This window comes from Arthrobacter sp. SAFR-179 (assembly GCF_059414945.1).
The window spans coordinates 70,714-93,641 of the sequence record NZ_JBPFDM010000013.1 but is presented as its reverse complement, the minus strand read 5'-3'; the positions used below and the strand labels follow the sequence as shown (position 1 = coordinate 93,641).

Annotated in this window: 21 protein-coding genes; 6 read left to right on the top strand and 15 right to left on the bottom strand. The window is 66.2% G+C overall.

Annotated features, from left to right (window positions below; genetic code table 11):
* Positions 1-8: 8 nt before the first annotated feature.
* The 4 genes from ACR65K_RS18000 to ilvD all read right to left on the bottom strand — a co-directional run bounded on the left by ACR65K_RS18000 (position 9) and on the right by ilvD (position 5,057).
* Positions 9-1,235, bottom strand: coding sequence for an MFS transporter (locus ACR65K_RS18000; protein ID WP_440154369.1), 1,227 nt, complete (start codon positions 1,233-1,235; stop codon positions 9-11).
* Between the two features lie 81 nt (positions 1,236-1,316).
* Positions 1,317-2,225 carry a DUF817 domain-containing protein gene (locus tag ACR65K_RS17995; RefSeq protein WP_440154368.1) on the bottom strand — a complete coding sequence of 303 codons (909 nt, stop codon included), beginning with the start codon at positions 2,223-2,225 and terminating at the stop codon, positions 1,317-1,319.
* Complete coding sequence (locus ACR65K_RS17990) at positions 2,218-3,036, bottom strand: oxygenase MpaB family protein (protein ID WP_440154367.1); 819 nt, start codon at positions 3,034-3,036, stop codon at positions 2,218-2,220. The genes ACR65K_RS17995 and ACR65K_RS17990 overlap by 8 nt, the downstream gene beginning before the upstream one ends.
* 161 nt (positions 3,037-3,197) lie before the next feature.
* Entirely contained in the window at positions 3,198-5,057 is a 1,860-nt protein-coding gene (gene ilvD, locus ACR65K_RS17985; protein ID WP_440154366.1) for a dihydroxy-acid dehydratase, read from the bottom strand.
* Positions 5,058-5,142: 85 nt separating this feature from the next.
* On the opposite strand from ilvD, the gene ACR65K_RS17980 reads away from it, so the two are divergent.
* Positions 5,143-5,979: a helix-turn-helix transcriptional regulator gene (locus ACR65K_RS17980; RefSeq protein WP_440154365.1), complete on the top strand. Its 837-nt coding sequence runs from the start codon at positions 5,143-5,145 to the stop codon at positions 5,977-5,979.
* Here ACR65K_RS17980 and ACR65K_RS17975 read toward each other — a convergent pair.
* The 3 genes from ACR65K_RS17975 to ACR65K_RS17965 all read right to left on the bottom strand — a co-directional run bounded on the left by ACR65K_RS17975 (position 5,976) and on the right by ACR65K_RS17965 (position 9,897).
* Positions 5,976-7,208 carry an amidohydrolase gene (locus tag ACR65K_RS17975; protein WP_440154364.1) on the bottom strand — a complete coding sequence of 411 codons (1,233 nt, stop codon included), beginning with the start codon at positions 7,206-7,208 and terminating at the stop codon, positions 5,976-5,978. The genes ACR65K_RS17980 and ACR65K_RS17975 overlap by 4 nt on opposite strands.
* A 133-nt stretch (positions 7,209-7,341) precedes the next feature.
* Positions 7,342-8,289 (bottom strand): polysaccharide deacetylase family protein, encoded by a 948-nt coding sequence (locus tag ACR65K_RS17970; RefSeq protein ID WP_440154363.1) that lies wholly within the window; start codon positions 8,287-8,289, stop codon positions 7,342-7,344.
* A 57-nt stretch (positions 8,290-8,346) separates the two neighbouring features.
* On the bottom strand, positions 8,347-9,897 hold the full coding sequence (locus ACR65K_RS17965) for a purine-cytosine permease family protein (protein WP_440154362.1): 1,551 nt from the start codon (positions 9,895-9,897) through the stop codon (positions 8,347-8,349).
* Between the two features lie 106 nt (positions 9,898-10,003).
* Between ACR65K_RS17965 and ACR65K_RS17960 the strand changes: the two genes are divergently transcribed.
* Complete coding sequence (locus ACR65K_RS17960; protein WP_440154361.1) at positions 10,004-11,569, top strand: PucR family transcriptional regulator; 1,566 nt, start codon at positions 10,004-10,006, stop codon at positions 11,567-11,569.
* Positions 11,570-11,584: 15 nt separating this feature from the next.
* Here the strand turns inward: ACR65K_RS17960 and ACR65K_RS17955 are convergent, their stop codons facing one another.
* From ACR65K_RS17955 to ACR65K_RS17940, 4 genes are all read right to left on the bottom strand, one after another.
* The gene (locus tag ACR65K_RS17955; protein ID WP_440154360.1) at positions 11,585-12,148 is read right to left on the bottom strand and encodes a dihydrofolate reductase family protein; all 564 of its coding nucleotides are present in this window, start codon (positions 12,146-12,148) and stop codon (positions 11,585-11,587) included.
* 48 nt (positions 12,149-12,196) lie between these two features.
* Entirely contained in the window at positions 12,197-13,027 is an 831-nt protein-coding gene (locus tag ACR65K_RS17950; protein WP_440154359.1) for an IclR family transcriptional regulator, read from the bottom strand.
* Positions 13,028-13,100: 73 nt separating this feature from the next.
* Complete coding sequence (locus ACR65K_RS17945; protein ID WP_307087596.1) at positions 13,101-14,357, bottom strand: aminopeptidase P family protein; 1,257 nt, start codon at positions 14,355-14,357, stop codon at positions 13,101-13,103.
* Between the two features lie 91 nt (positions 14,358-14,448).
* Positions 14,449-15,819, bottom strand: a complete 1,371-nt coding sequence (locus ACR65K_RS17940) for an MFS transporter (RefSeq protein ID WP_440154358.1) — start codon at positions 15,817-15,819, stop codon at positions 14,449-14,451.
* Between the two features lie 267 nt (positions 15,820-16,086).
* On the opposite strand from ACR65K_RS17940, the gene ACR65K_RS17935 reads away from it, so the two are divergent.
* The 3 genes from ACR65K_RS17935 to ACR65K_RS17925 are packed head-to-tail and all read left to right on the top strand — an operon-like array spanning position 16,087 to position 19,804.
* Positions 16,087-16,551, top strand: a complete 465-nt coding sequence (locus ACR65K_RS17935) for an LpqB family beta-propeller domain-containing protein (protein ID WP_440154357.1) — start codon at positions 16,087-16,089, stop codon at positions 16,549-16,551.
* Complete coding sequence (locus ACR65K_RS17930) at positions 16,548-18,299, top strand: DUF5671 domain-containing protein (RefSeq protein WP_440154356.1); 1,752 nt, start codon at positions 16,548-16,550, stop codon at positions 18,297-18,299. Before ACR65K_RS17935 ends, ACR65K_RS17930 begins: the two co-directional genes overlap by 4 nt.
* 50 nt (positions 18,300-18,349) lie before the next feature.
* Positions 18,350-19,804, top strand: coding sequence for a hypothetical protein (locus ACR65K_RS17925; protein ID WP_440154355.1), 1,455 nt, complete (start codon positions 18,350-18,352; stop codon positions 19,802-19,804).
* A 461-nt stretch (positions 19,805-20,265) separates the two neighbouring features.
* Here ACR65K_RS17925 and ACR65K_RS17920 read toward each other — a convergent pair whose 3' ends face one another.
* From ACR65K_RS17920 to ACR65K_RS17910, 3 genes are all read right to left on the bottom strand, one after another.
* Positions 20,266-20,514 (bottom strand): hypothetical protein, encoded by a 249-nt coding sequence (locus tag ACR65K_RS17920; protein ID WP_440154354.1) that lies wholly within the window; start codon positions 20,512-20,514, stop codon positions 20,266-20,268.
* Positions 20,515-20,617: 103 nt separating this feature from the next.
* Positions 20,618-21,025: an SRPBCC family protein gene (locus ACR65K_RS17915; protein WP_440154353.1), complete on the bottom strand. Its 408-nt coding sequence runs from the start codon at positions 21,023-21,025 to the stop codon at positions 20,618-20,620.
* Positions 21,022-21,336, bottom strand: coding sequence for an ArsR/SmtB family transcription factor (locus ACR65K_RS17910; RefSeq protein WP_440154352.1), 315 nt, complete (start codon positions 21,334-21,336; stop codon positions 21,022-21,024). The genes ACR65K_RS17915 and ACR65K_RS17910 overlap by 4 nt, the downstream gene beginning before the upstream one ends.
* Positions 21,337-21,554: 218 nt before the next feature.
* On the opposite strand from ACR65K_RS17910, the gene ACR65K_RS17905 reads away from it, so the two are divergent.
* The gene (locus ACR65K_RS17905) at positions 21,555-22,532 is read left to right on the top strand and encodes a LysM peptidoglycan-binding domain-containing protein (RefSeq protein ID WP_440154351.1); all 978 of its coding nucleotides are present in this window, start codon (positions 21,555-21,557) and stop codon (positions 22,530-22,532) included.
* Positions 22,533-22,576: 44 nt separating this feature from the next.
* Here the strand turns inward: ACR65K_RS17905 and ACR65K_RS17900 are convergent, their stop codons facing one another.
* Positions 22,577-22,882 carry a hypothetical protein gene (locus tag ACR65K_RS17900; protein WP_440154350.1) on the bottom strand — a complete coding sequence of 102 codons (306 nt, stop codon included), beginning with the start codon at positions 22,880-22,882 and terminating at the stop codon, positions 22,577-22,579.
* Between the last annotated feature and the right edge of the window lie 46 nt (positions 22,883-22,928).

The following is a 22,928-nucleotide window of genomic DNA, read 5'->3' as shown; positions in this document are numbered from 1 at the left end:
GGGATGGGTTATGTGGTCTGGCGGGCCGTGGCCCGGGATGTCAGGAATGACAGGACGGCGGCGATGGAAAGACTGGCCGCGGCGGCCAGGAATGTGGCCTGGTAGCCCGCAGAGTCGAACAGCACGCCCCCGAGCGTGGATCCGATGGCGATGGACGTCTGGACCACCGCGACCATCAGGCCGCCGCCGGCTTCGGCGTCGTCCGGCATCGCCTCCGCCAGCCAGCTCCACCAGCCGACGGGCGCGGCCGTGGACATCAGGCCCCAGAGGCCCAGCAGAACCACGACGGCGGCGATCCAGCCGCCGGCGGGAACGAGCGCTGCGGCAATGACCGCCATCAGCACCGGAATGATGACCAGCGTCCGGTACAGGCCCTTGCCCAGGAACCGGCCAATCAGCAGCGTTCCCGCGAAGCCCGCCACGCCGATCACCAGCAGGACGAGGGATACCGTGGCAACGTCCACGCGGGTCACGGTCTCCAGGAACGGGCGGATGTAGGTGAACAGGACAAACTGCCCCATGAAGAAGGATCCGCACGCAGCCATTCCCCAGGCGACGGGCCGGCTCTTAAGCCCGGCGAAAATCCCGAGCACGTTGCCGGATGCCCGTTTCTGGACCTTCATCGAGGGCAGGCTGATCCACTGCCAAGCCAGGGCAAGCACCGCTATGGGCACCAGGCAAAAGAACGCGCCGCGCCAGCCGATGAGCGAGCCAAGGTAGCTTCCCAGGGGTGCGGCCAGGACAGTGGCCAGGGCATTGCCGCCATTGAAGATCGCCAGGGCCCGCGGCACCTGGTGCGCCGGAACCAGCCGCATCGCGGTGGCTGCCGACATGGACCAGAAGCCGCCGATGACCACGCCGATGAGGGCGCGGCCCACCATGAACAGCAGATACCCGGGTGCGGTGGCCACCAGCGCCCCGGAGACCGCCATCAGCGCCGTCAGGCCCAGCAGCAGTGTTTTGCGGTTCATGCTGCCGGCCAGGGTGGAGACCGAGAGACTGGTCAGGACGGCGAAGACGCCGGAAATCGCGATCCCCTGCCCAATCATGCCTTCTGAAACCTGGAGTTCGGCGGCCATCGGTGTGAGCAGGCTGACCGGCATGAACTCGGAGGCGATCAGCGCGAAGACGCACAGCGACATCGCGAAGACACCGCCCCAGCGGGCCTGGTGGTGTCCGCGGGTGTCTGCCGGCTGCGGTTTGCTGGAATCGATGACTGTTGTTTCGGGGGGCATGTTCCCTATCAAACCGTGCTCCCCTTTCCCTAGCGAGGGCCCTGCTGAAACGGGTCTTGCCAGACCCCCCTTACGGCCCCCTTACCGCAGGGCAGCCGACGACGGGACCTCCCGCCGTCGTGCCTCATCCACTGCCAGGGGCTGGGGCTTGTAGACCCAGGCCACCAGCACCACGGAGATGATCATCAGCAGGAGCCAGGCCACCAGTTTCTCCAGGCCCACGGGGTGCCAGCCCTCCACCTGGCTGGGGTAGAGCCAGGCACCCGACCAGGTGGCGATGTTCTCAGCCAGCCAGATGAACACCGCCACCAGCAGGAACGAGACCACCAGCGGCATGCGGAACACCCGGCGGAACACTCGGAAGTGCATCACACACCGGCCATAGACGAGGACGACGGCGACGAGCAGCACCCAGCGCAGGTCCCAGATGTAGTGGTGGGTGAAGAAGTTGGCATAGATCGCGGCAGCGACGACGGCGGTGATCCACCGGCGGGGGTAGGCAGTGAACCTCAGGTCGAAAAGCCGGTAGACGCGCACCATGTAGGAGCCCACGGCCGCATACATAAAGCCACTGAAAAGCGGTACGGCCCCGATGCGCAGGACGCCTTCGGCATTGTAGGACCAGGAGCCCACGTCCGTCTTGAACAGCTCCATGATGGTCCCCACCAGGTGGAACAGCACGATGACCCGCAGTTCCCGCAGCGTCTCCAGTTTGAAGGCAACCATCAGGATCTGGATGATCACGGCGGTGATCGTCAGGAAGTCGTTGCGCGCCAGGCCGGCAGTGTCCGGGTACCAGAGCCTTGCTGCCATGAGCGCTGCCAAAAGCGCTGCGCCAAAGATGCAGGCCCAGCCCTGTTTGAGGCCGAAAACCGCGAACTCGACCATTTTTGCTTTGCCGCCGCCGGCCGGGGCTGCGGCCAGGAAACGGCGGGCCCGTTCGTCGATCCGCCGCTCAACCGGTGGTGAACCGGGTTTTGGGCTAGGCACTGATCCCCAGATGCTGGCTTGGCTGGGGGTTCCTTTTCAGGTCCCTGTCGAGTTCGCGCAGGCAGTAATCCTTGAACCAGTACCTGATGCCCGGCGGCAGCTTTGGGTAGGCCACGGCCAGGATGCGGAACGTCCGGTGGAAGCGGCGCTCGTGCTGGTCGCTCCAGGCCAGGCCGAAATCTTTCCGCAGCTGCTCGGGAAGGAGCCCGGCGGTAAGGAACCTGGCCGGAGGGATGATGGCGCGGTACCAAAGGGCGGTGTGCCTGGGAAACAGCAGGCCGCGGCCAACCCTCACACCGGGGTACTCCGCCCGCAGGGTGGAGACGCGTTCTGCCCAGTAGCGGCCGAACTCGGCCCGGTCCTTCGGCCACATGCCCGGCGGAAGCTGCAGGGCGGTGCCGATCCGCGCGTAGTCCCGGTACATCGCGTCGGCAGCGGCGTCGTCCAGCGGGCCGTAGATTTTCTCAATGATGGTGAGTGCGGTGTCGTAGAGCGTGGCCACCACCCAGAGCTGCAGCTCCGGATCAAAGGCGCTGTATCCGGCGGAGGCTTTATCTGCGGGCCGTCGAACGGGAACGTGGGCCCGGTTTACCCTGCGGCGGACCTCCTTCACCTGCTCGTCGTTTCCGTAGACCACCGCGTAGACGTAGGTCAGTGTGCCTTTAAGCCTGTTGACGGGGCGCTCGGTGAACGTGCTGTGTTCGGCCACGCCCCTGCCGATGGCCGGATTGGCAAGCTGCAGCAGGATGGCTCGACCTGCCCCAGCAAGCAGGATGCCTTCCGCACGGTAATCGGAAAATTCCTGCACCATGTCAACAGGGTACCGTCACCGCAGGAGGCTGAAACCGGACCTTTGGCCCGTTGACATGGGACGTCATGACGTCCCCGTACGCGCTTCAGGTGTGACGCGGCATGCCCGGGCGGGGGAGGGCTGAAGGACCTGCCTCTCCCCTCCCCCCGCCGGCAGCCGCGTTACCGCTCCAGCAGGGACACGTCGCGGACGGCGCCCTTGTCCGCGGAGGTGGCCATGGCGGCGTAGGCGCGCAGGGCAGCGGACACCTGGCGGTCCCGGTCCTTGGGCTTGTACCCGCCGTTGACCAGCAGTTTCTCGCGGCGTTCTGCCAGGATCTCGTCGGAGACCTCCAGCTGCATCGAACGCTGGCTGATGTCGATGCTGATGATGTCGCCGTCCTCCACCAAGGCGATGGCGCCGCCGGAGGCAGCCTCCGGGGAGATATGCCCGATCGACAGGCCCGAGGTTCCGCCGGAGAAACGGCCATCGGTGATGAGGGCGCACTTCTTGCCCAGGCCGCGGCCCTTGAGGAAGGACGTGGGGTAGAGCATCTCCTGCATGCCCGGACCGCCCTTGGGGCCTTCGTAGCGGATGACCACCACGTCGCCCTCCTTGATGGTCTTGTTCAGGATCTTTTCCACTGCCTCGTCCTGGGACTCGCACACCACGGCCGGGCCGGAGAAGGTCCAGATTGACTCGTCCACGCCGGCGGTCTTCACCACTGCGCCGTCGATGGCCACGTTGCCGCGCAGCACGGCCAGGCCGCCGTCCTTGGAGTAGGCGTGCTCCACGGAGCGGATGCAGCCTTCTGCGGCGTCGGTGTCCAGGGAGGTCCATTCATTCGACTGGGAGAACGCCGTGGACGACCGGACGCCGCCGGGAGCGGCATGCCACAGGGCCTTCGCTTCCTCCGTGGCCTTGCCGCCACGGATGTCCCAGTCGTCCAGCCAGCCGTCCAGGTCCGCGGAGTGCACGGAGTGGACGTCCTTGTGCAGGAGGCCGCCGCGGTTCAGCTCGCCCAGCAGTGCCGGGATGCCGCCTGCGCGGTGCACGTCCTCCATGTAGTAGGTCTTGTCCTTGGCCACGTTCGGTGCCACCTTGGCCAGGCAGGGCACCTGGCGCGATTTGGCGTCCATCTCAGCCAGGCCGTAATCCACGCCGGCCTCCTGGGCAGCCGCCAGCAGGTGCAGGATGGTGTTGGTGGAACCGCCCATGGAGATGTCCAGGGCCATGGCATTGTCGAAGGCTTTCGCGGTGGCGATGGAGCGCGGCAGCACGGAGTCGTCGTCGCCGTCGTAATAGCGCTTCACGAGCTCGACGACGGTGCGGCCGGCTTTCTCGTACAGCGCCTTGCGCGCGGTGTGGGTAGCCAGCACCGAGCCGTTGCCCGGCAGAGACAGGCCGATGGCCTCGGTGAGGCAATTCATGGAGTTGGCGGTGAACATGCCGGAGCACGAGCCGCAGGTGGGGCAGGCGTTCTCTTCGATCAGGTTGATGTCAGCATCGGAGATGGACTCGTCCACGGCGTCGGCAATGGCGTTCACCAGGTCCAGCGAGCGAACGGAGCCGTCGGTCAAGGTCACGCGACCGGCCTCCATGGGGCCGCCGGAGACGAAGACCACCGGGATGTTCAGGCGCAGCGCGGCCATGAGCATGCCCGGGGTGATCTTGTCGCAGTTGGAGATGCAGACCAGGGCGTCGGCGCAGTGGGCGTTGACCATGTACTCCACGGAGTCGGCGATGAGATCGCGGGAAGGCAGCGAGTAGAGCATGCCGCTGTGGCCCATGGCGATGCCGTCGTCCACGGCAATGGTGTTGAACTCGCGGGGCACCGCGCCGGCGGCGAGGATCGCGTCGGAGACGATCCGGCCCACAGGGGCGAGGTGGGTGTGGCCGGGAACGAATTCGGTGAAGCTGTTGGCCACGGCGATGATCGGCTTGCCGATGTCGGAGTTGGCGACGCCGGAGGCGCGCAGCAGTGCGCGGGCGCCGGCCATGTTGCGGCCATGGGTGACTGTTTTAGAGCGGAGTGCAGGCATGCATACCATCCTGCTGGGCCGGGCAGCCGGGTGGAAGACAGCGCTGCTACTAGTAGTAGGAGTACCAGAGTAATAGTATTTATGAGTGAGTGATCCTGGACGGCGCAAAGAACTTGGCCTCTTCCTGCGGGCGCGCCGGGATCAGGCGCTGCGGGCCGACTACGGTCTGCCGCCGATCGGCCGCAGCCGGGAGCGGGGGCTCCGCCGCGAGGAGGTGGCCTTCCTCTCCGGCGTCAGCGTCACCTGGTACACCTGGCTTGAACAGGGCAGGGACATCAGCCCGTCACGCCAGGTCCTGGAAGCCATCAGCCGCGCGCTGCATCTCTCCAACACCGGCCTTGGCTATGTCCTCTCCCTTGGCGGCTACGCATCCGCCGCCCCTGCCGGCCCCGCGGCAGACACCGCCCCACCCCATATCCAGCGGCTGATGGATGCGCTGGACCCGAATCCGTCCTTTGCCCTGTTCCCGGACTGGGGCGTGGCCGGCTGGAACAAGGCCTATGCGGCGCTGTACCCGAACATCGCTAGGGTGCCTCCGGCAGACCGGAACCTGCTGTGGCTGGTGTTCACGGACCCCTATGTCCGGGACCTGCTCCCGGACTGGGACACCACCAGCAAGCGGTTCCTTGCCGAGTTCCGCGCCGAAACCGGGCAGCGGCTCGGAGATCCGGACATCCAGTACCAGGTGGAGCGGCTCAAGGAAGCCAGCCCGGAGTTCCGGCAGGGCTGGGACCTCTACGACATCCTGGGCTTCGAATCCCGCGAGCGCCTCTTCCACCACCCGGCAGTGGGAGTCCTCCAGCTGGAACACCACCAGGTCTCCCCCTCAGACCGGCCGGACCTGCACATCGTTGTCTACACACCGGCCTTGGGCAGCGACGCCGCAGCGCAGATGACGTCACTCATGGCCGTGGCCGGCTAAACAGTCCCCGCAAGGAACGCGAGCGCGGCGGCGGCCTGGGCCCGGGTGGCCACGCCGAGGGTGGGGTCCACGGCGGGCAGGAACGACGGCGAGTGGTTGGCCGGGATGTCCGCGTCCAACGTGCCGTTGGCCACTGCCCGCCGGTAGGTTTCCGGGGGCACGGAGCCGACCACCCAGTACACGTAGGGGATGCCGAATGCGTCGGGGATGCGGCTGAAGTCCTCGGATGCTGTCTGTGGGGCGGTGCGGTAGACGGCGTCCGCACCGAACGTCCCGGTGAAGGCCGCCGTGACCCGGGCGTTGGCCTCCGGATCGTTGCTGGTCAGCGGGTATTGGTCGTAGTACTCGAATTCCGGTTCCTGCGGGGAGTCGGCAGCCGCGCTCTCGCCGCGGACAATCCGCTCGATCGCGGCAATCACCTGGCTTCGGAGCGCCACGTCATAGGTCCGCAGGTTGAGCAGCAGTTCGGCGCGGTCCGGGATGATGATGGCCGTGGCACCGGCGTTCACGGAGCCGACGGTCAGCACCGCGAACTCCCCCGGCGTAGTTTCCCGGGACACCACCGTCTGCAGGCGGAGGACAATCGAGGCGGCCAGGACCACCGGATCCACGGACTTGTGCGGCATGGAACCGTGGGCTCCACGGCCGTGGACGGTGATCCGGATGGAATCGCCTGCCGACAGGACGGGGCCCGGCGTGGTGCCGATGGTGCCCGCCTCTGTGGGCATGACGTGCTGGGCCAGCGCGACGTCAGGCCGCGGGATGCCGGCGGCCAGGCCGTCGTCGAGCATTACCTGCGAGCCCGCCGCCGTCTCCTCCGCCGGCTGGAACAGGGCAATGTAGGTGCCTTGCCAGGGATCAAGGTGTTCAGCCAGGTACTTCGCCGCGCCCAGCAGTGCCACCACATGCATGTCGTGCCCGCAGGCGTGCATCACCCCGGGATTGGTGGACGCGTAGGGCGCCCCTGTGGCCTCGGTAACTGGGAGGGCATCCATGTCTGCCCGGCCGAGGACGCAGGGACCTGCGCCCTTGGTTAGGACGCCGACGACGCCGGTCCCGCCAAAGTGCCGGACGTCAAAGCCCCAGCCGGCCAGCTTTGCCGCGACGGCGGCGGACGTTTGGTGTTCGGCCAGACCCAGTTCCGGGTGCCGGTGGAACTGCTCGTAAAGCGGAATCTGCCAGGATAGCTCCCGCTCGATGCCGTCGGTACCGCTGCGCAAAATTTCCATCGAAGGCTCCTCCCGGCGGGCTGCACCGGCCCTTCCGGCCACCATAGGCTGCGCCGGCCGATGGTGTCCATGAGCAGCAAGAAGCGGCCGGTGGCGGGAGATCCACCACCGGCCGCTTCCTTGCCCGCGGACGCTAGGCCAGCACCCCCTGCCGCACCACAGCCGGCTTGAACTGGGCACCCGCGCCCGGGAATACCGGCACGTCAATCCGCGCGTGGGTGTGGACCTCCGTGACCGTGGCCTTGGTATGAAGCGCAATCTGTTCCATGGTGGCCACCCACATACCATCCATCGACTTCACCCGCTCGATGAGCTGCTCCAGCGCCACCGCCTTGGACGGCCGGCCGGAGATGAACGGGTGGTTGGTCAGGACGAAGCAGCTGCCCTGGGAGTGGTGGGCCTCCGCTTCGAGAGTCCACATCTCCAGGACCTTGGCCGGGCTTTCGATGACGCCGCTGCCCGTCACGCCGGGGTAGAACGCGTACTGTTCCCAGTCGTCAAGGGTCCAGTCCACCGGAATTTCCACGATGTCCCGGGGATCGTCCGCGGCGACGGCAAAGCGGTAGGGGGCATCGCCGTCGAGCAGGCTGGAATCGTAGAGGAAGCCGCGGTCCGCCAGCAGCCCCGGGGAGTGCCAGTTCAGTTCCCACCAGGGCGCCCGGTAGCCCACCGGCCGGACTCCGGCCACCTTGGCCAGGGCTTCCAGGCCGCGGTCGATGTAGCCGGCTTCGGTGGCGGCGTCGATGCCCTGCATGGGCTCGTGCAGGTAGCCGTGGTGCGCCACCTCGTGCCCGCCGTCAACAATCTGCCGCACCGTGTCCGGGTAGGACTCGGCGGTGAAGCCGGGGATGAAGAAGGTGGCCTGGATGTCCTGGCGGGCCAGGATCGCCAGGAGCCGCGGCACCGCGACCTTCGGACCGTAGGACTGGTGGCTCATCAGCGACATCCGCCGGGTACTGGTGGGATCGTGGGCGATGGTGCAGGATTCGGCGTCCACGTCGAAGGTGAAGGATGCGGCGGCATTGGCGCCGTCTGGCCAGGTAATGGGATGCAGGGCGTCCGCGATGGCGGGCTGGTTCACGGGAAATCCTTTCGGCGGGCGCTGTGGGCGCCCGCCAGGGTGTGCGGGGAGAGGAGATTAGAGGGCGGGAAGGGCGGGAGAGCTCTCTGCCGCCTTGCCGTCTGTTCCGGGAGCGGCATCCGCCTGTTGGGAGGTGCGTGGCTCCAGGGCGAGGTAGCGGATGTGCTGCCGCGGCCCGAGGATGGCGTACACCCCGGCGCTGGTCAGTCCACCGGCCAGCCAGGACAGGTCCCAGCCGCCCAGGGCCACGGCGATGGGGCCCTGCATGATGGGGATCAGTCCGTACATGAACAGCCAGGTGGCGAAGATGCCGGCCAGGAGGGCGATGACACCGGCCCAGTTGACGCCGGGCAGCCGCTTGGTGCCTACGGCGTCGAACAGGCGCTCCGGCTCACCGGGCCAGCGCTTGTCCAGCCAGAAGTAGTGCACCAGCATGATTCCGCCCCAGGCGGCCACCCAGGCCACCAGGCCGATCAGCCAGGCATCGAGCACCGCGGCGAAGTCCTCCTGGAAGATGAAGAAGACGACGGCGGCGAGCGAGAAGACACCGACGAACAGGTTGAGCTTGCGGCGGCTGATGGAGATGTCCAGGGCCTGGGTGGCCACGGAGAACGTGTAGATGTTCAGGATGTTGGTGGCGATTGGGCCGTGGAGCACCATGAGCAGCACCGGCAGCGCCATGGCGCCGAAGTTCAGGACAATCAGCTTGCCGGGGTCGATTTCGCCGCTGTTGGTGGCCAGGCTGGCACCCAGGACACCGAGCCACACCACGGGGATGAACTGGCCCAGCACGGAGGCCAGGTAGACCTTCTTCTTGGGGACGCTGGTGCTGACGAACCGGGAGTAGTCAGCGGCGTAGGTGAACCAGGTGATGCCCCAGCCGATGCCGATGGCGGTCATGACGGCGCTCATGGCGGCGATGCGCTCGGAGCCTTCCAGGATGGCGCCGGCGGGTCCGGCGTAGCCCCAGTCGATGTCCATGCCGAACCAGGCCACGGCGGACATGACGGCCAGGATGAGGATGGTGGGCGGTACGGTCCATTTTTCGAAGGCTGCGATGGCCTTGTAGCCGAACCAGGCGATGGCCACCTGCAGGGCCATGATGAAGGTGGCGACGCCGATCTTCCAGCCGTAGTTGGGGGCGTCCGGGTCAACCCATCCGAGGGTTCCGAACAGCGCCATGACCAGGTCCAGGATGATCCAGGTGTTGACCGCGCACCAGCCGATGACCAGCAGGGCCTGAATGGCGGCCGGCAGGTAGTTGCCGCGCCGGCCGAATGCCGCGCGGGCCAGGACCATACCGGTGGCGCCGGTCTTCTGGCCCAGGAGGACGAAGCAGCCAAAGAGCAGCATGCCGATCAGGTTGCCCAGGACCAGGACTGTGACGGTGTCCGCAAGTCCGAGTCCCAGCTGGATGCCGAGTGCCCCCAGCACCCAGTTGATGGGTGCCAGGTTGGCGCCCGCCCAGATCCAGAACTGGCCGGATACCTTGCGTGTTCGTGCTGATTCAGGAATGGGCTGCAGCCAGGCTTCGTGGTCCACGACGTTGTGGTCCTGCGTGCCCTGGGCGGGTTGGCCGTGCGTGGCTGGTGAAAGCTTTTCTTGCATGGGGGCCTCCGTGAGGTGGATAAGTACCAAAAGGCTATGTGGCCCCCATCACAAGTAACAAGATACGATGTGTCGAGCAGATCCTCCTACTACGTTACGGAACGTCGTGTCAGTGTTTCTTGGCGAAATACTCGCCCACCCAGCCCTTGCCGCCGCCGACCCCCTGGTCCATCCGCTGGGTGCGGTGACCGACGCGCAGCCGGTCCGCTGGGTCCACTCCAGCGAGGTGCTGGACATCGCTCCCCTGCTCCGGGGCGGCGAACTGCTGCTTTGCGGCGGGATTACGCTGGCCACGGCCACGCCGGCCAAGCGCGAAGAGTACGTTCGCGAACTGGCCCAGCGCGGGATTGCGGCGCTCGCCATCGAGACCGGCGGCGCCCTGCCGGAAATCCCGGCCGGCATGCTTGCCAAGGCCGAGGAATTCGGCCTACCAGTGGTGGAGCTGCGCAAGGTGGTGCCCTTTGTGGGTGTCATGCAGGCCATCAATTCCATGCTGGTCAGCGAGTCCGTGGGGCACCTGCAGCAGGCCGACGCCGGCACGCGCGCCATGGCTGCCGAGCTGGCCCACGGTGCCTCGCTCGACAAAATCCTGGGCGTACTGGCCGGCATTACCGGCTCCGCCGTGACGCTCACCTCCCCGTGGGGAGTCATCATGGGCAGCGCCGTGCCGGAGGATTGGGAGGACGACGGCGATGCGGAGTCAGGCGGTCAGGACGCGTTTTCCAAGGTGGCCGGCGAAACAGTGGTCAGCGTGGACATCCCTGTGCGCGGGGTCCTCATGGGCCGGCTGGAGGTGCGCGTGCCGGATGCTGCGGACCTGGCCCTGGCGCAGGTGGCAGGGGAACGCGCTGTGGACATCCTGGGCCTGGCGCTGCTCCAGCACACCCCTCCCGGGCTGCATGCCCTGGCCGGCGCCGAACTGATGCGGGCAGTGCTCCACTCTGCCCCGGAGTGGCGCCTGGAGCAGCTCGCGCCGGCTGCCGGCTTCCCCATTGACTCCCCCGCCGTGGTGGCGGCCATCCACGCGGCATCACCGCAGGAGCTGCGTGGCACCGTCGAAACCTTCCTGAGCTCACAACGCATTCCGTGCGCGGCGTATTTGGACGACGCCGAACTGGTGGTCATGATCGGCCTGCCCTGCACGGACACTGCCGGTGAACGGCGGCAGCTCCTGGAATCGCTCCGCGGTCTGGAAGGGGATCATGATGCGGTGATCGCCGTCGGTCCGGTGGCGGGTGGGGTGGCCGACGCGGCCTGGTCCCTGGCCGAAGCCCGACGCACCTTGGAGGTGCGCCAGATCCGGCGCCGGAATGCGTCGGCACGCAGGCGGTTTCCGGCCCGCGGCCTGGTGGTGGTGGACGCCGACGACGCCGCCGTTGAGAGCCTCTCCCTGACCTGCCTCGACGGCTCGGCGCGCGAGGCGTTCGTCAACCGGCACCTGCGCGCAGTTTTGGAGCATGATGCGCAGCGGCAGTCCCAGCTGCTGGAGACCCTGCAGGTGTGGCTGGACTCAGGCTGCAACACGGCGCAGTCCGCGCGGGAACTGCACCTGGAACGGCAATCCATGCACCACAGGCTGCAGCGGATTTTCGAGCTGTGCGGCGGTGATCCAAGGGGCACCGGCCGGCTGGCGGCACTGCACCTGGCGGCCCGGATGGCCGGGCTGCCGTAACTGGCCGCAGGGCGCTCAGCGCCTGGTCCGGTACCTGGTCAGGACCACACCGTCCGGAAAGGTGCGGGTCTCCACCAGGCTCAGGTTCACCCAGTTGTCCAGGGCTGTGAAAAACGGTGTGCCGCCGCCCACAAGGACCGGGTGGGTGACCATCGCGTACTCGTCGATCAGCCCGGCCCGCATGGCTGCCGCGGCGAGTGTGGCCCCGCCGATATCAATGGGGCCGCTTCCTTCGGCTTTGAGCCTGGAAATCTCAGCGACCGCGTCGCTGGTGACCAGGCGGGTGTTCCAGTCGACTGCTCGGGTCGTGGAGGAGAAAACCACCTTCGGCATCTTCCGCCAGCGATGGGCGAACTCGACCTGCGCCGGTGTGACGCCCGGCTGCTGGTCGGCCGTGGGCCAGTGTGAGCTCATCGTCTCCCATAGTTTGCGCCCATACAGTGCCAGCCCCGTCGACCCCACCCGGTCGGACCACCATTGGAACAGCTCGTCACTCGGCGTACTCCAGCCGAGGTCGTCACCGGGCGCGGCGGTGTAGCCGTCCAGACTCACGTTCATGCCAAAGGCCAGTTTGCGCATGGCGCCAGTCTCCCGTGGGCCAGCAGTGGTTGTACAGACCTGCCAGCGTCAGTTTGCCGGCCTGCCGCCCAGGCGGGTGGTCACCTTGCCCGCGGCGGCCACGCAGGCCTCGCCCAGGCTCTCGAACTGCTCTTTCGACACCCGGAAGCGCGGGGCGGGGATCAGGACGGCAGCCACTACATCGCCGCGGTGGTCCCGGACGGGGGCAGCAACGCCCACTTCGTCCATGGACGATTCGCCGTAGTTTCCCGCCCATCCCCGTTGCGCCACGTCCTCGAGCCTGGCTTCGTAAGCCGCCAGCCCGGCGTCGTCCAGTCCCGGGAAGGTGATGGTTCCGCTGCGCAGCAGCTCCCGCACCCGCTCGGCCGGCAGGGTGGAGAGGAACACCTGGACGGAGGCGCTCATGGCGTCCCGGTAGCGCGCGCCAAGGGGCGTGGTGTGCTTGATTTGGTGGTGGCTGGCGATCTGCTCCACGCAGATCGCCTCGTCCCCGTTCCACAGCATCAGCGCGCTGGTCTCCCCGGTCTGCTCGGTCAATTGCCGCAGGACCGGGTACGCCACGCGCCGTTCCTCCATCTCGGCCAGCAACGGTCCGGCGACGGCGATGAGCCCCAGTCCCAGCCGGAACCGCTTGGTTTCCGGGTCCCGTTCCACCAGGTTTTCCTGCTCAAAGGTGGCCAGGATCCGGGAAACGCTGCTCTTGTGCATGCCCACCCGGTTGGCGATTTCGGTGACGCCCAGCAGCGGTTCGTCGGCCGTGAAGGTGCGCAGAACGGCGATGGCATTGACGACGACGGACGCGCCTTTGGCGTCCGTCCCGCCGTTGGTGCCGCTGCCGTTGCTGTCGGAGGTTGTTGCAGGAGTCATGGTGGACACCATCTTTCCCTATCGGTGACGGCAGACGCCGAAAGCGGCGCCGTGGCCCACGGCGCCGCTTTGGCTGTTCAGTTGGCTATCCCTGGATGATGTTGTGTTCCGGGCCGAACGGGAACTTGGTGATGTTCTCGACGGTGTTGTCCTCGCCGATGACCAGGATGTCGTGTTCGCGGTAGCCGCCGGCGCCGGGCAGGCCGTCCGCCACCGTGATCATGGGCTCCATGGACACCACCATGCCGGGTTCCAGCACGGTGTCGATGTCCTCGCGCAGTTCCAGGCCGGCTTCGCGGCCGTAGTAGTGGCTGAGGACGCCGAAGGAGTGGCCGTAGCCGAAGGTGCGGTTGGCCAGCAGGCCATGGCTGATGTAGATCTCATTGAGCTCGGCGGCGATGTCCTTGCAGACGGCGCCGGGCTTGATGAGTTCCAGGCCGCGCTTGTGGACCTCCACGTTGATGTTCCACAGTTCCAGGGAACGCTCGTCCGGCTGGCCCAGGAAGAGCGTGCGCTCCAGGGCGGTGTAGTAGCCGGAGGTCATCGGGAAGCAGTTGAGCGAGAGGATATCGCCCTGCTGCAGCTTCCGGGTGGTGGCCCAGTTGTGGGCGCCGTCGGTGTTGATGCCGGACTGGAACCACACCCAGGTGTCACGGACCTCGCGGTGCGGGAATGTGCGGGCGATCTCGTGCACCATGGCTTCGGTGCCAATCAAGGCCACCTCGTACTCGGTGATGCCCTCGCGGATGGCGTTGCGGATGGCTTCGCCGCCCAGGTCGCCGATGCGGGCGCCGTGCTTGATGACCTCGATTTCCTCGGCGGACTTGATCATGCGCTGGCGCATGGCGTCCTGCGAGACATCCAGGAGTTCTGCCCCCGGGAAGGCGGCGGCGATCTTCTCGCGGGTCAGGCCCGGGAGGAAGTCGTCCTCGACGCCCAGCCGGGAGGCCTTGACGCCGCGCTGGCGCAGAGCCTCCTGCAGGCCGAAGAAGAAGTTGTCGCGGCGCCAGTCGGTGTAGACGATGTTCTCGCCGTAAGAGGTGCGCCACGGCATGCCGGCGTCGATGTTCGCGGTGACGGTGACGGAGTCGTCCGCGGTGACCACCAGGGCGTAGTTGCGGCCGAACGTGGTGTACAGGAAGTCGGAGTAGTACTTGATGCCGTGGTAGCTGGTGAGGATGACGGCGTCCAGGTCCTTGGCGGCCATGATCCGGCGGAGCCCGCCCAGGCGGCGCTCGAACTCTGCGTCGGAGAACGTGAGCTTGCCCTTGGAGCCGATGTGGAGGACCTTGAGGCGCTCGAGTTCGGCGATGGACGAGGCGTTGTCGGCAGTGATAGTCACAGGGGTGGTGCCTTTCTAATGGATGCCAGCTGCTGTTGGTGCAGTCGGTGTTGGTTTGCGTAGTGAGGTTGGTTTAGGGGCCTCTGGTTGCTCAGAGGTGTTTGAGGGGCTTCCGCGACGTTTCGGCGGCGAACAGCACAGCCACCAGGGATACGGCGGAGGCGGCCACGAGGTACCAGCCGGGGGCCAGCTTGCTCTGGGTGAGTCCGATCAGCAGGGTGGCCATGAAGGGCGCGGTGCCGCCGAACAGCGCGTTGGAGAGGTTGAAGCTGACGGCGAAGCCGCTGTACCGGACCTTGGTGGGGAACAGTTCGGCAAGGAAGCTGGGCAGGGTTCCGTCGTTCAGGGTGAGCATGCCGCCCAGCAGGATCTGGACCAGGACGATGACCAGGAAGTTGCCGGTGTCCAGCAGCATGAAGGCCGGGACGGTCAGGAGCATGAACAGCACGGAGGCAGTGATCAGCATGCGCTTGCGGCCGAACCGGTCTGATGCGATGCCGGTGAGGAAGATGAAGCCGATGTAGCTGGCCAGGGCGATGGTGGTGGCCAGGAAGGATTCGGTGGACCCGAAGCCCAGTTCCTCGGAGAGGTAGGTGGGCATGTAGCTGAGGATGACGTAGAAGCCGACGGCGTTGAGCAGCACTGCGCCGCAGGCGATGACCAGCTGCTTGCGGTAGGTCCGGAACATGTCCAGGGCGGGGGCTTTGGGTGTTGATTCTTCCTGGTCAGCCAGGGCGCGGAAGGCAGGAGTGTCTTCCAGCTTGGTGCGGATGTAGCGACCGATCAGGCCCATGGGCGCGGCTAGGAGGAACGGCAGCCGCCAGCCCCACTCGTGCAGCTGTTCGGTGCTGAGCACCGAGCTGAGGAGCGCAGCGATCAGGGAGCCCAGGAGCAGGCCGGCCGCGGTGCTGGCCGGCACCACTGCGGCATAGAGTCCGCGCCGGTTGGCCGGCGCGTATTCCACCAGGAAGGCTGAGGCGCCTGCATATTCGCCGGCTGCGGAGAAACCCTGGACCACGCGGACCAGGAGCAGCAGGAGCGGAGCCAGCATGCCGATGGTGGCGTAGCCCGGGATGAGGGCGATGCAGAAGGTGGAGACGGACATGATAACGATGGACAGTGACAGGGCTTTGCGCCTGCCCAGCTTGTCGCCGATATGGCCCCAGAAGAAGCCGCCCAGGGGACGGACGAAGAAGGAAATGGCGAAGACGCCGAAAGTTGCCAGGAGTGCGGTCTGACGGTCGGCTTCGGGGAAGAAGACGGAGGAGATGACGGCCGCGAGGTAGCCGTACACGGCGTAGTCGAACCACTCGACGAAGTTGCCGATGAAGCTCGCGGTGACCACCCGGCGTCGTACGTCTTTGCTGGGCACCGTATTGTCCACGCCATGCCCTGCCCGGGCAGGAGCATTGTCGTCGTTGGCAACGACTCCTGCGAGGGGTGAGGTTGATTCTTTACTCAATGGAACCACCAGTGAAAGTAGGAGTTGCATCTGTTGCAACGTGGTTGTTTCAAGATAGGTCGTGATGCGCACCACAGTCAATAGGTGTCGCGCAGATTTCCGACCCGGATATAACCAATGGCAACACCAGTGCACTACACCACGAGGAGGGCACGCCCTCCTTCACGCTGTTGCAGCTATTGCAACATTGTTGACACGAGCGAATGCCAGTGGAAGACGGGTCCTAAGACACGGGCCAAAAACCCGCCTCTGCCGCATACTTGCGCCATGGACGTTGCAGCGCGAAAACCGGACCGCATCCTGCTCGCGCTTGTGGGCGTGGTGGCGGTGCTGGTGGTGATTGCGCTGGCTGTGGTGTTCACCCGGGGTGAGCCGGCCCCGCTGGATAAGTCCAGCCCCGCCGGAGTGGTCCAGCAGTACAGCAAGGCCGTGATCGACGGTGACATCCCCACCGCGGAATCCTTCCTCACCGCGAGCGCCCGGAGCAGGTGCGGCGGCTCCTATTCCGGCGAGCCACGCCCCGCCCGGGTGGTGTTCATTTCGACGACGGAGCGCGCCGATTCAGCCACCGTGAGGGTTTCGATCGTCCAGTCATCCCAAGGCGGACCGTTCGGGCCGTCAGAGTATGAGATGGAGGAGACCTTCCTGCTCCTTAAAGTGAATGGGAAGTGGATGATTGATCAGGCGCCGTACCCCCTGATGGCCTGCACCGTAATGCCGGTGAAGCCATGACGGCGCCCGCAGCCACCATGGCCCCCGCGCCAGCCAGCGGCCTGGCCACCCTCCGCCGGCTGATCCTTTACGTCCTGCTGTTTGCGTTGGTGGTCATCACGGCGTCAGGCCTCAGCGGACTGCTGGAACGCCTCTTCCGGACGGCGTCCACCCTCGCCGCGGGCGACGTCGCCGGGCTGGCCCTGTCCCTGGCCTTCACCCTGATCGGCGGCCCGCTGGCCTTGCTGCTGTGGTGGTTCGTATGGAAGAGGCTTGACGACGCGGCGGAGCGGACAGCCGCCGGCTGGGGGCTCTACCTGACCGGAATATACGCAATCTCCCTCATCATCGCCACCACATCACTGTTGAATATGGCCGCTGCCTTGATTGGCATGGAACGAAACGACTGGTCGTCTTCGTTGGCCAACGGCCTTGTGTGGGGAGCCATCTGGTGGTGGCACCGGTGGATGTGGAAGCACCCGCTCAAATCCCCGCGGCATCTCGACGATATCCGGGTGCTCATCGGGTGGGTCTTTGGCTTGCTGCTGGGCGCAGGCGCGGCGATTGCCGCCCTCGGCGCACTGCTGGACGTCGCCATCCGCGGCTTCATGTCCACTGCCACGCTCGAACCCTGGTGGTTTCCCATCCTCCGGTCACTCATTTGGGCAACCGGCGGCGCGGTGGTGTGGTGGTGGCACTGGTTCAGGGAAGGCGGGCGGCGCTTCCACACAGCACTGGTTGACGTCACCATCATCGCCGTAGGAATCTTTGTCGCCGGCATCACCGCGTTGGCCGGGCTGGGCGTCATCCTGTTTGTCCTCCTGAGGCTGGCGTTCGACCGCAGCGAGCCCATGAACGATCTGCTCGAACCGCTCGCCCCGGCCATCGCGGCCGCCGTCATCGGGGCTTTGGTGTGGCGGTACCACCGCACCGTGTCCGTCCACCGGTCCAACCGGACTCGCCGCGCCAGCCTTCTGGTGACCTCCGCCGTGGCGCTTGCCGCAGCGGCGTCCGGCGTGGGGGTCGTGGTTAACGCGTTGCTGGCGGCTGCGGTGTCGCCGCTGGCCGGCGGGGCGACGCGCACCCTGCTCTTGGGCGGCATCAGTTCACTGGTGGTGGGAGCGCCTGTCTGGTGGCTGGCCTGGAAGCCGAGGCACCAGCCGCGGACGGCCGCCGACATCCCGCCAGGCCGGCGCCTCTACCTGGTGGCATTCTTCGGCGTCAGCGCGGTGGTGGCGCTCATTACCCTGCTGGTCATTGGCTACCGGCTCTTCGAATTCCTGCTGGGTGACGTGTCGGGCGGAAGCCTTCTGGACCGTATCCGGGCGCCACTGGGACTCCTGGTGGCCGCCGGGCTGGTGGCGGGTTACCACTTTGCACTGTGGCGGCACGACCGGGCCCTGCTTGCTGCCGCGGCCCCGGTGCACCAGCGGGTGATTGACCAGGTCACGCTGATCAGCGGCTACGCTCCGGGCGCGGTGGACCCCGACGCTTTGGCGCGCGGCATTGCTGATGCCACCGGCGGCGCCAGGGTGAGCACCTGGCTCAGGGCGGACGACGACGGCGCCGGACTTCCGCCGTCGTCAGTCCTTCCACCTGGGGTGGAGGAGGTCATCCGGCAGGTGGCAACGGCCCTGGAGGGCGTAACGGCCCGGCATGTCCTGGTGATTGCGGGGCCGGGGACGCGGCTGGAAACCCTCCCGCTGATTGCCCCCGAAGGCGTTGCCGTCCCGGGCCACACCGTGCCTGGCCGGGTCCTACGGCCCTAGCTGGCCCACAGGCGGAAGCCTAGCGTTGGTGCTGGCAAAGGAGGCCGGCGATGGTTGCTCGGGCAGTCGGGAAGCGCGGTTCCGCTCCGGGAAGAACGAGCCGGCGCTGGCTCGGCTGCATCACGGCCGTCCTGCTCGCCGTGGCGGGATGTTCCTCCGGAACCACCACTCCGAGCAGCAGCCCCGCGGTCAGCACAGAGCCGGTTCAAGCATCACCAGCCACGGGTTCAGGTTCCGCGGCGTCGCCGTCCAAGCCCTTCTCTGACGCTGAACTCGAGGCCATGATCAACGCCGTGGGCCGGATTCGGAACCTGCAATTTCCCACAGCCTTTGATTCGGCCTCGCTTCGAAGCGGCGCCGTAAGCGGGTCCTTTCCCCCAACCACAATGGAAACGACCCCCGGGGACTGCCTCGTTCTCCTCCCCCAGGACCCCTTCACCCGCTGGGCGGACAAAGACATTGCTTTTGCCGAGGGCACCATGCCTCCGGCGGGCGGTCAGTCCACTCCGACGAGCACTGTCATGATTGTGCTGCGGAGCGCGGAAAAGGATGCCGTCGCCAAGGCTGACTTCGGCTACCCGGATGACCTGGTGTCCCGCTGCAGCCAGTTCGACCTGACCTATACGGCGCCCGGCCAAAGCTCCACGCATGCCCTCCACCTGCTGGCAGCTCCCACGATCGCGGAAAAGCAGCACGCCTTCATGCAGGTCACCAAGCCGAAGGGCCCCGGCGACTTCGGCTCCGTGGGGCTGCGCGTCCTGGACGGCACGCTGTCCGTCACCCTCAGCCTCGCAGTGGCAAATCTCAACTCGGAGTCGGACGCGAAGTCGGCCCTTGAGGCCATGTCCGGACTTGCCAGGGAGCTCATTGACCAGGCGCGGAAAGGCGCTCCGTCACTGGCAGCGCCGCCGCCAAACTCCCTGTCGCCGGACCAGATGGTGGCCCTCTTCAAGGGCATCACCGGCCCCAACGGGGAGCCTGCGAGCCTGCCCCAGGCCAGGGTGCTCGCCTCGCCTCCCGGCTCCACTCCCACTGGCTTTTCACGGCCGCCCGACACTGCATGCTCTTTCAATGAGGAGTCGTACGCAGCGTCGCTGATTGGGTCGGTATCAGGCCAGGGTGAGATTCGGGGAGCCAGCAAAATCGACTACACGGACTTCACCGCCATCAGCATGCCCTCGGCAATGGCGGCACCGTATCCGTTTGACTCCCGGGCAGAGCGGCTTCGCGGGTGCACCACTATCGAGGAACAATCGTTCGGCGGCGGCAGCCGGCCCTGGTCATCGGTTTCCGCCCTTACCACCACCATCGCAGCCGATTCCAGCTACGCCGTGGCTTATCAGCTCTCCGACGGGACCGGGGAGTGGCACGTCCAGAGCGGAGCGCGCAGGGGGACCTTGTCCATCGAGGCCAGCAGCCGGACGGCTTCCCAGTCCGAAACGCAGGCCAAGGCGGACGCGCAGGCGGCCTTCTTCGGCGCTGTTTTCGAACGAGCCGGGGAGTGAACTTGAGATGCGGGAAGCGGGGAGTATGGAAACCATCCTCAAGATTTGCCAAGTTTATCCTGCTATTGGATTAATCCTCTTCCTTTGGCTTTGCGGGGTGCCTAGTGTGGCACACATACTTGCCAAGGGGGATAAATGAATAGCACTGGTGAAGGTCCTCAGGACGCCGCAATCCAGGACACGCAGCAGGTGGCAGCGCCGAATTCCATGGACTCACAAGGCAACGTTACCGAGTGGACGTCTGACTGCCTTCTCACACTCAAGAGTCCCATCCGCTTTATCCGGGCCGACTGGCCCTAAACGGGGATCGCGCCGGCCGGGGACGGGCCACCTGGACCACCGGTATGACTCAGTGGAGCCATGTGCCCAACACGGCCAGCACACTGGTCCAGGTCGTTACCCGCCGTTTCAGGCCCGCCCGGCTTCGCCAAACACCTGCTCCCTGGCGTCGAAGCCAGGAGTCAGCTTGAGGCGTCCCGCTCAATTTCATCCGCGAGATCTTCCACTTCCTCGGGCCGGGCCTCAATGCCCGCTTCCTCAAAGCGCTCCTCAAGGACGTGTGTCACATCGTCCTGGACATGGCCCAGCTGGATGTCGTGGCGAACATCCTCGGCAATGCTTTCAGGCGTCTCATGGTGCTCGGTGCCGGCCACGATCTCGTCGTTGCCGTCAAAGGGGTCGTTGGCGCCGCCAGCTCCGGAATCAGTCATACTCCATCGTTACCCTTCGCTGTCCGGCAGTAAACGGGCAGTAGGAGCCAATGGAAACGGCCGACGGCGGGCGCGTCCCGCCGTCGTCCGTTTCCGTTGGGTGTCAGGAGACGTCGGCGAGAATCCCGTCAATCCGGGCCAGCAGGCCCGGCCAGCCGTTGCCCATGCCTTCGATGGCCTGCCTGCCCATGGGGGTGTCGAGGCGGAATCCTGCGTGTTCATGGTGGAGGATCGTCCCGCCGTCGGCCGGCTCAAGCCGCCAGGTGATGGTGGTGTCAAGCATGCCCTCCGAGAAGAGGAAGCTGATGGACTTTCCCGGGTCCACGGTGAGGACCTCGCACTGCTGATGACCCCACACATCCATGTCCATGGTGAAGCGGTGGCCCACCACGGGTGCGATGTCGCCGGGCGCCCACCAGCGGGCCAGCAGTTCCGGCGTGGTCAATGCGGCCCACACCGCCGTGGCGGGGTGCGGAAAGCGGCGTTCCAGCCGGATGGCGTTCTCGGTCATGACGGATTCTCCTCATCCAGAAGGTCTCCCAGCGCGTCCAGCCGCTGGTTCCAGTAGTGCTCGAAGTGCTTCACCCAGCCGCCGATCTCGGCAAGCCCGGCAGGCTGGAGGTGATAAACCCTGTTCCTGCCCTGCCGCTCCTCCCGCACCAGCCCCGCTTCGCGGAGCACGGCAAGGTGTTCGGACGCTGCCGGGCGGCTAAGGTCCAGCAGACCGGTGAGTTCACCGGCCGTCCTGGATCCCTGACGGAGCTCGTCCAGGATGACGCGCCGGGCCGGGTTGGCAACGGCGGCAAAGACATCGGGAAGCACCAGGACACTATATGTCGGAAATATCCGACGTATCAAGCGTTCGTTGAATCGGGCGGTAAGCAGGCAGAAGTCCATCAACTAAGCTCACTTTTGGTCGACCGCCACCGCGGCCCGGCTACGAATGATTTTTCTTGGGGGAAATTGTGGTCGGATCCAGTGGCGTTTCAAGGGCGGGTAAGCGGAAGGCTCGGGCGTGGCCTACGGCCGCAGTAGCCGTTTTGCTGTCAACGGGCCTGGGAGGATGCACGTACGCCGATCCCCCAACCGCAGCGCAGCCCGCCGCCGCTGATACGCCCACTCCGGCAGCTTCGGCCTCCGCCGCCAAATCCCTCCTCGGCGGAGAAACCGTGCGGGACTCGTTTGGCAACGCGGACTTTTACACCACGGTGGCAGGTGACACCTTGGCAGGGGTCGCCACCGCCTACAAGCTGTCCGAGCGGAAGATTATGCAATTCAATGCACTCGGGCCCGGAACCGGCCTCACTCCGGGCACCCGACTCCGCCTGATCCCTGACGGGCCGATGCCCGGAGCAAAGGGCCCCGCCACCGTTGATGCAGACGGAATCCCCACCAGCTACACGGTTGAGCCCGATGACACCCTGGGCGGCATTACCTACCGGTTCAACCTGACTGAAGAGCAGCTGGCCGAGGCGAACAAGGTTCCATTCACCTACGAAAGGGGCAGCATCTACTTCATTCAGGCGGGGAAAGTCGTTCAGCTTCAAAAGAAGCCGGTGGACAGCAGGTCCGGTGCAGGCGCCTCGGTCAACAATTCGTTCGGCCAGACAGTCTTTTACACAACCGTGCAAGGAGACTCGTTCGACGGCCTGGGCTACAAGTTCCGCTCAACCACCGCCCAGATCCTGCTGTACAACCCTGCACTGTCAGCAAATGAACCTATCCCCGCGGGCACGAAGCTTCGACTGATACCCGGCGAGCTGAAAATCGAGGGCGCCCAGGGAACCTTCACCGCCGACGACCAAGGGATCCCCCTGACCTACACCACCGCACCAGGGGACACCGAACGCCAGGTTTCCTTCCGCTTCGGCATCGACCAACTGCGCTCGGCCAACCGCCCGAGCACCGGCACAGGCGGCGCATGGTACGAATTCACCGACCTGCCCAACGGCGAGCTGGCTCCGGGCCAGACCATCAGCGTGGCGCTGGACAGGCCCATCAACAAACCCGGGAGCTAGCGTCCGCCCGGCGCCCTGCCGGGCAGAGACAGACTCTCCAGGCTTTAGCGGAGGCCGGGTTTAGCCCGCCTTCCCAGCCTGTAACCCACCCAAAAAGCGAGCAACAGCAGCCCAGCCGCGATCATTGCCAGGCCGGCCTGGGTCCCCCGCGTAACGAAGGCCGCGCCATTGGCGCTGAACGGCTGGTTGCTCAGCGGGGCGTAGGCAACCCAGCCGGTGAAATCCCGGTTCAAGTAGGCAATCACGCAACCGACCAGCACCGCGGCGACGCCCAGCAACGGCACGACGGCGGCAGGAACTTTGGCGTGCCCGGACGGTGGGCGTTCTTCAGGTGTGGTGTTTTCCCCCATGCAGGTGAGTCTAGCCGCGAGCGTCCGCCAGCCGGGAAGCGCCAAC

Excerpts from the sequence above, each read along its gene's own strand:
- ACR65K_RS18000 (WP_440154369.1), bottom strand. The coding sequence starts at position 1,235 with ATGCCCCCCGAAACAACAGTCATCGATTCCAGCAAACCGCAGCCGGCA.
- ACR65K_RS17990 (WP_440154367.1), bottom strand. The coding sequence starts at position 3,036 with ATGGTGCAGGAATTTTCCGATTACCGTGCGGAAGGCATCCTGCTTGCT.
- ilvD (WP_440154366.1), bottom strand. The coding sequence starts at position 5,057 with ATGCCTGCACTCCGCTCTAAAACAGTCACCCATGGCCGCAACATGGCC.
- ACR65K_RS17975 (WP_440154364.1), bottom strand. The coding sequence starts at position 7,208 with ATGGAAATTTTGCGCAGCGGTACCGACGGCATCGAGCGGGAGCTATCC.
- ACR65K_RS17965 (WP_440154362.1), bottom strand. The coding sequence starts at position 9,897 with ATGCAAGAAAAGCTTTCACCAGCCACGCACGGCCAACCCGCCCAGGGC.
- ACR65K_RS17955 (WP_440154360.1), bottom strand. The coding sequence starts at position 12,148 with ATGCGCAAACTGGCCTTTGGCATGAACGTGAGTCTGGACGGCTACACC.
- ACR65K_RS17950 (WP_440154359.1), bottom strand. The coding sequence starts at position 13,027 with ATGGTGTCCACCATGACTCCTGCAACAACCTCCGACAGCAACGGCAGC.
- ACR65K_RS17935 (WP_440154357.1), top strand. The coding sequence starts at position 16,087 with ATGGACGTTGCAGCGCGAAAACCGGACCGCATCCTGCTCGCGCTTGTG.
- ACR65K_RS17930 (WP_440154356.1), top strand. The coding sequence starts at position 16,548 with ATGACGGCGCCCGCAGCCACCATGGCCCCCGCGCCAGCCAGCGGCCTG.
- ACR65K_RS17925 (WP_440154355.1), top strand. The coding sequence starts at position 18,350 with ATGGTTGCTCGGGCAGTCGGGAAGCGCGGTTCCGCTCCGGGAAGAACG.
- ACR65K_RS17920 (WP_440154354.1), bottom strand. The coding sequence starts at position 20,514 with ATGACTGATTCCGGAGCTGGCGGCGCCAACGACCCCTTTGACGGCAAC.
- ACR65K_RS17915 (WP_440154353.1), bottom strand. The coding sequence starts at position 21,025 with ATGACCGAGAACGCCATCCGGCTGGAACGCCGCTTTCCGCACCCCGCC.
- ACR65K_RS17900 (WP_440154350.1), bottom strand. The coding sequence starts at position 22,882 with ATGGGGGAAAACACCACACCTGAAGAACGCCCACCGTCCGGGCACGCC.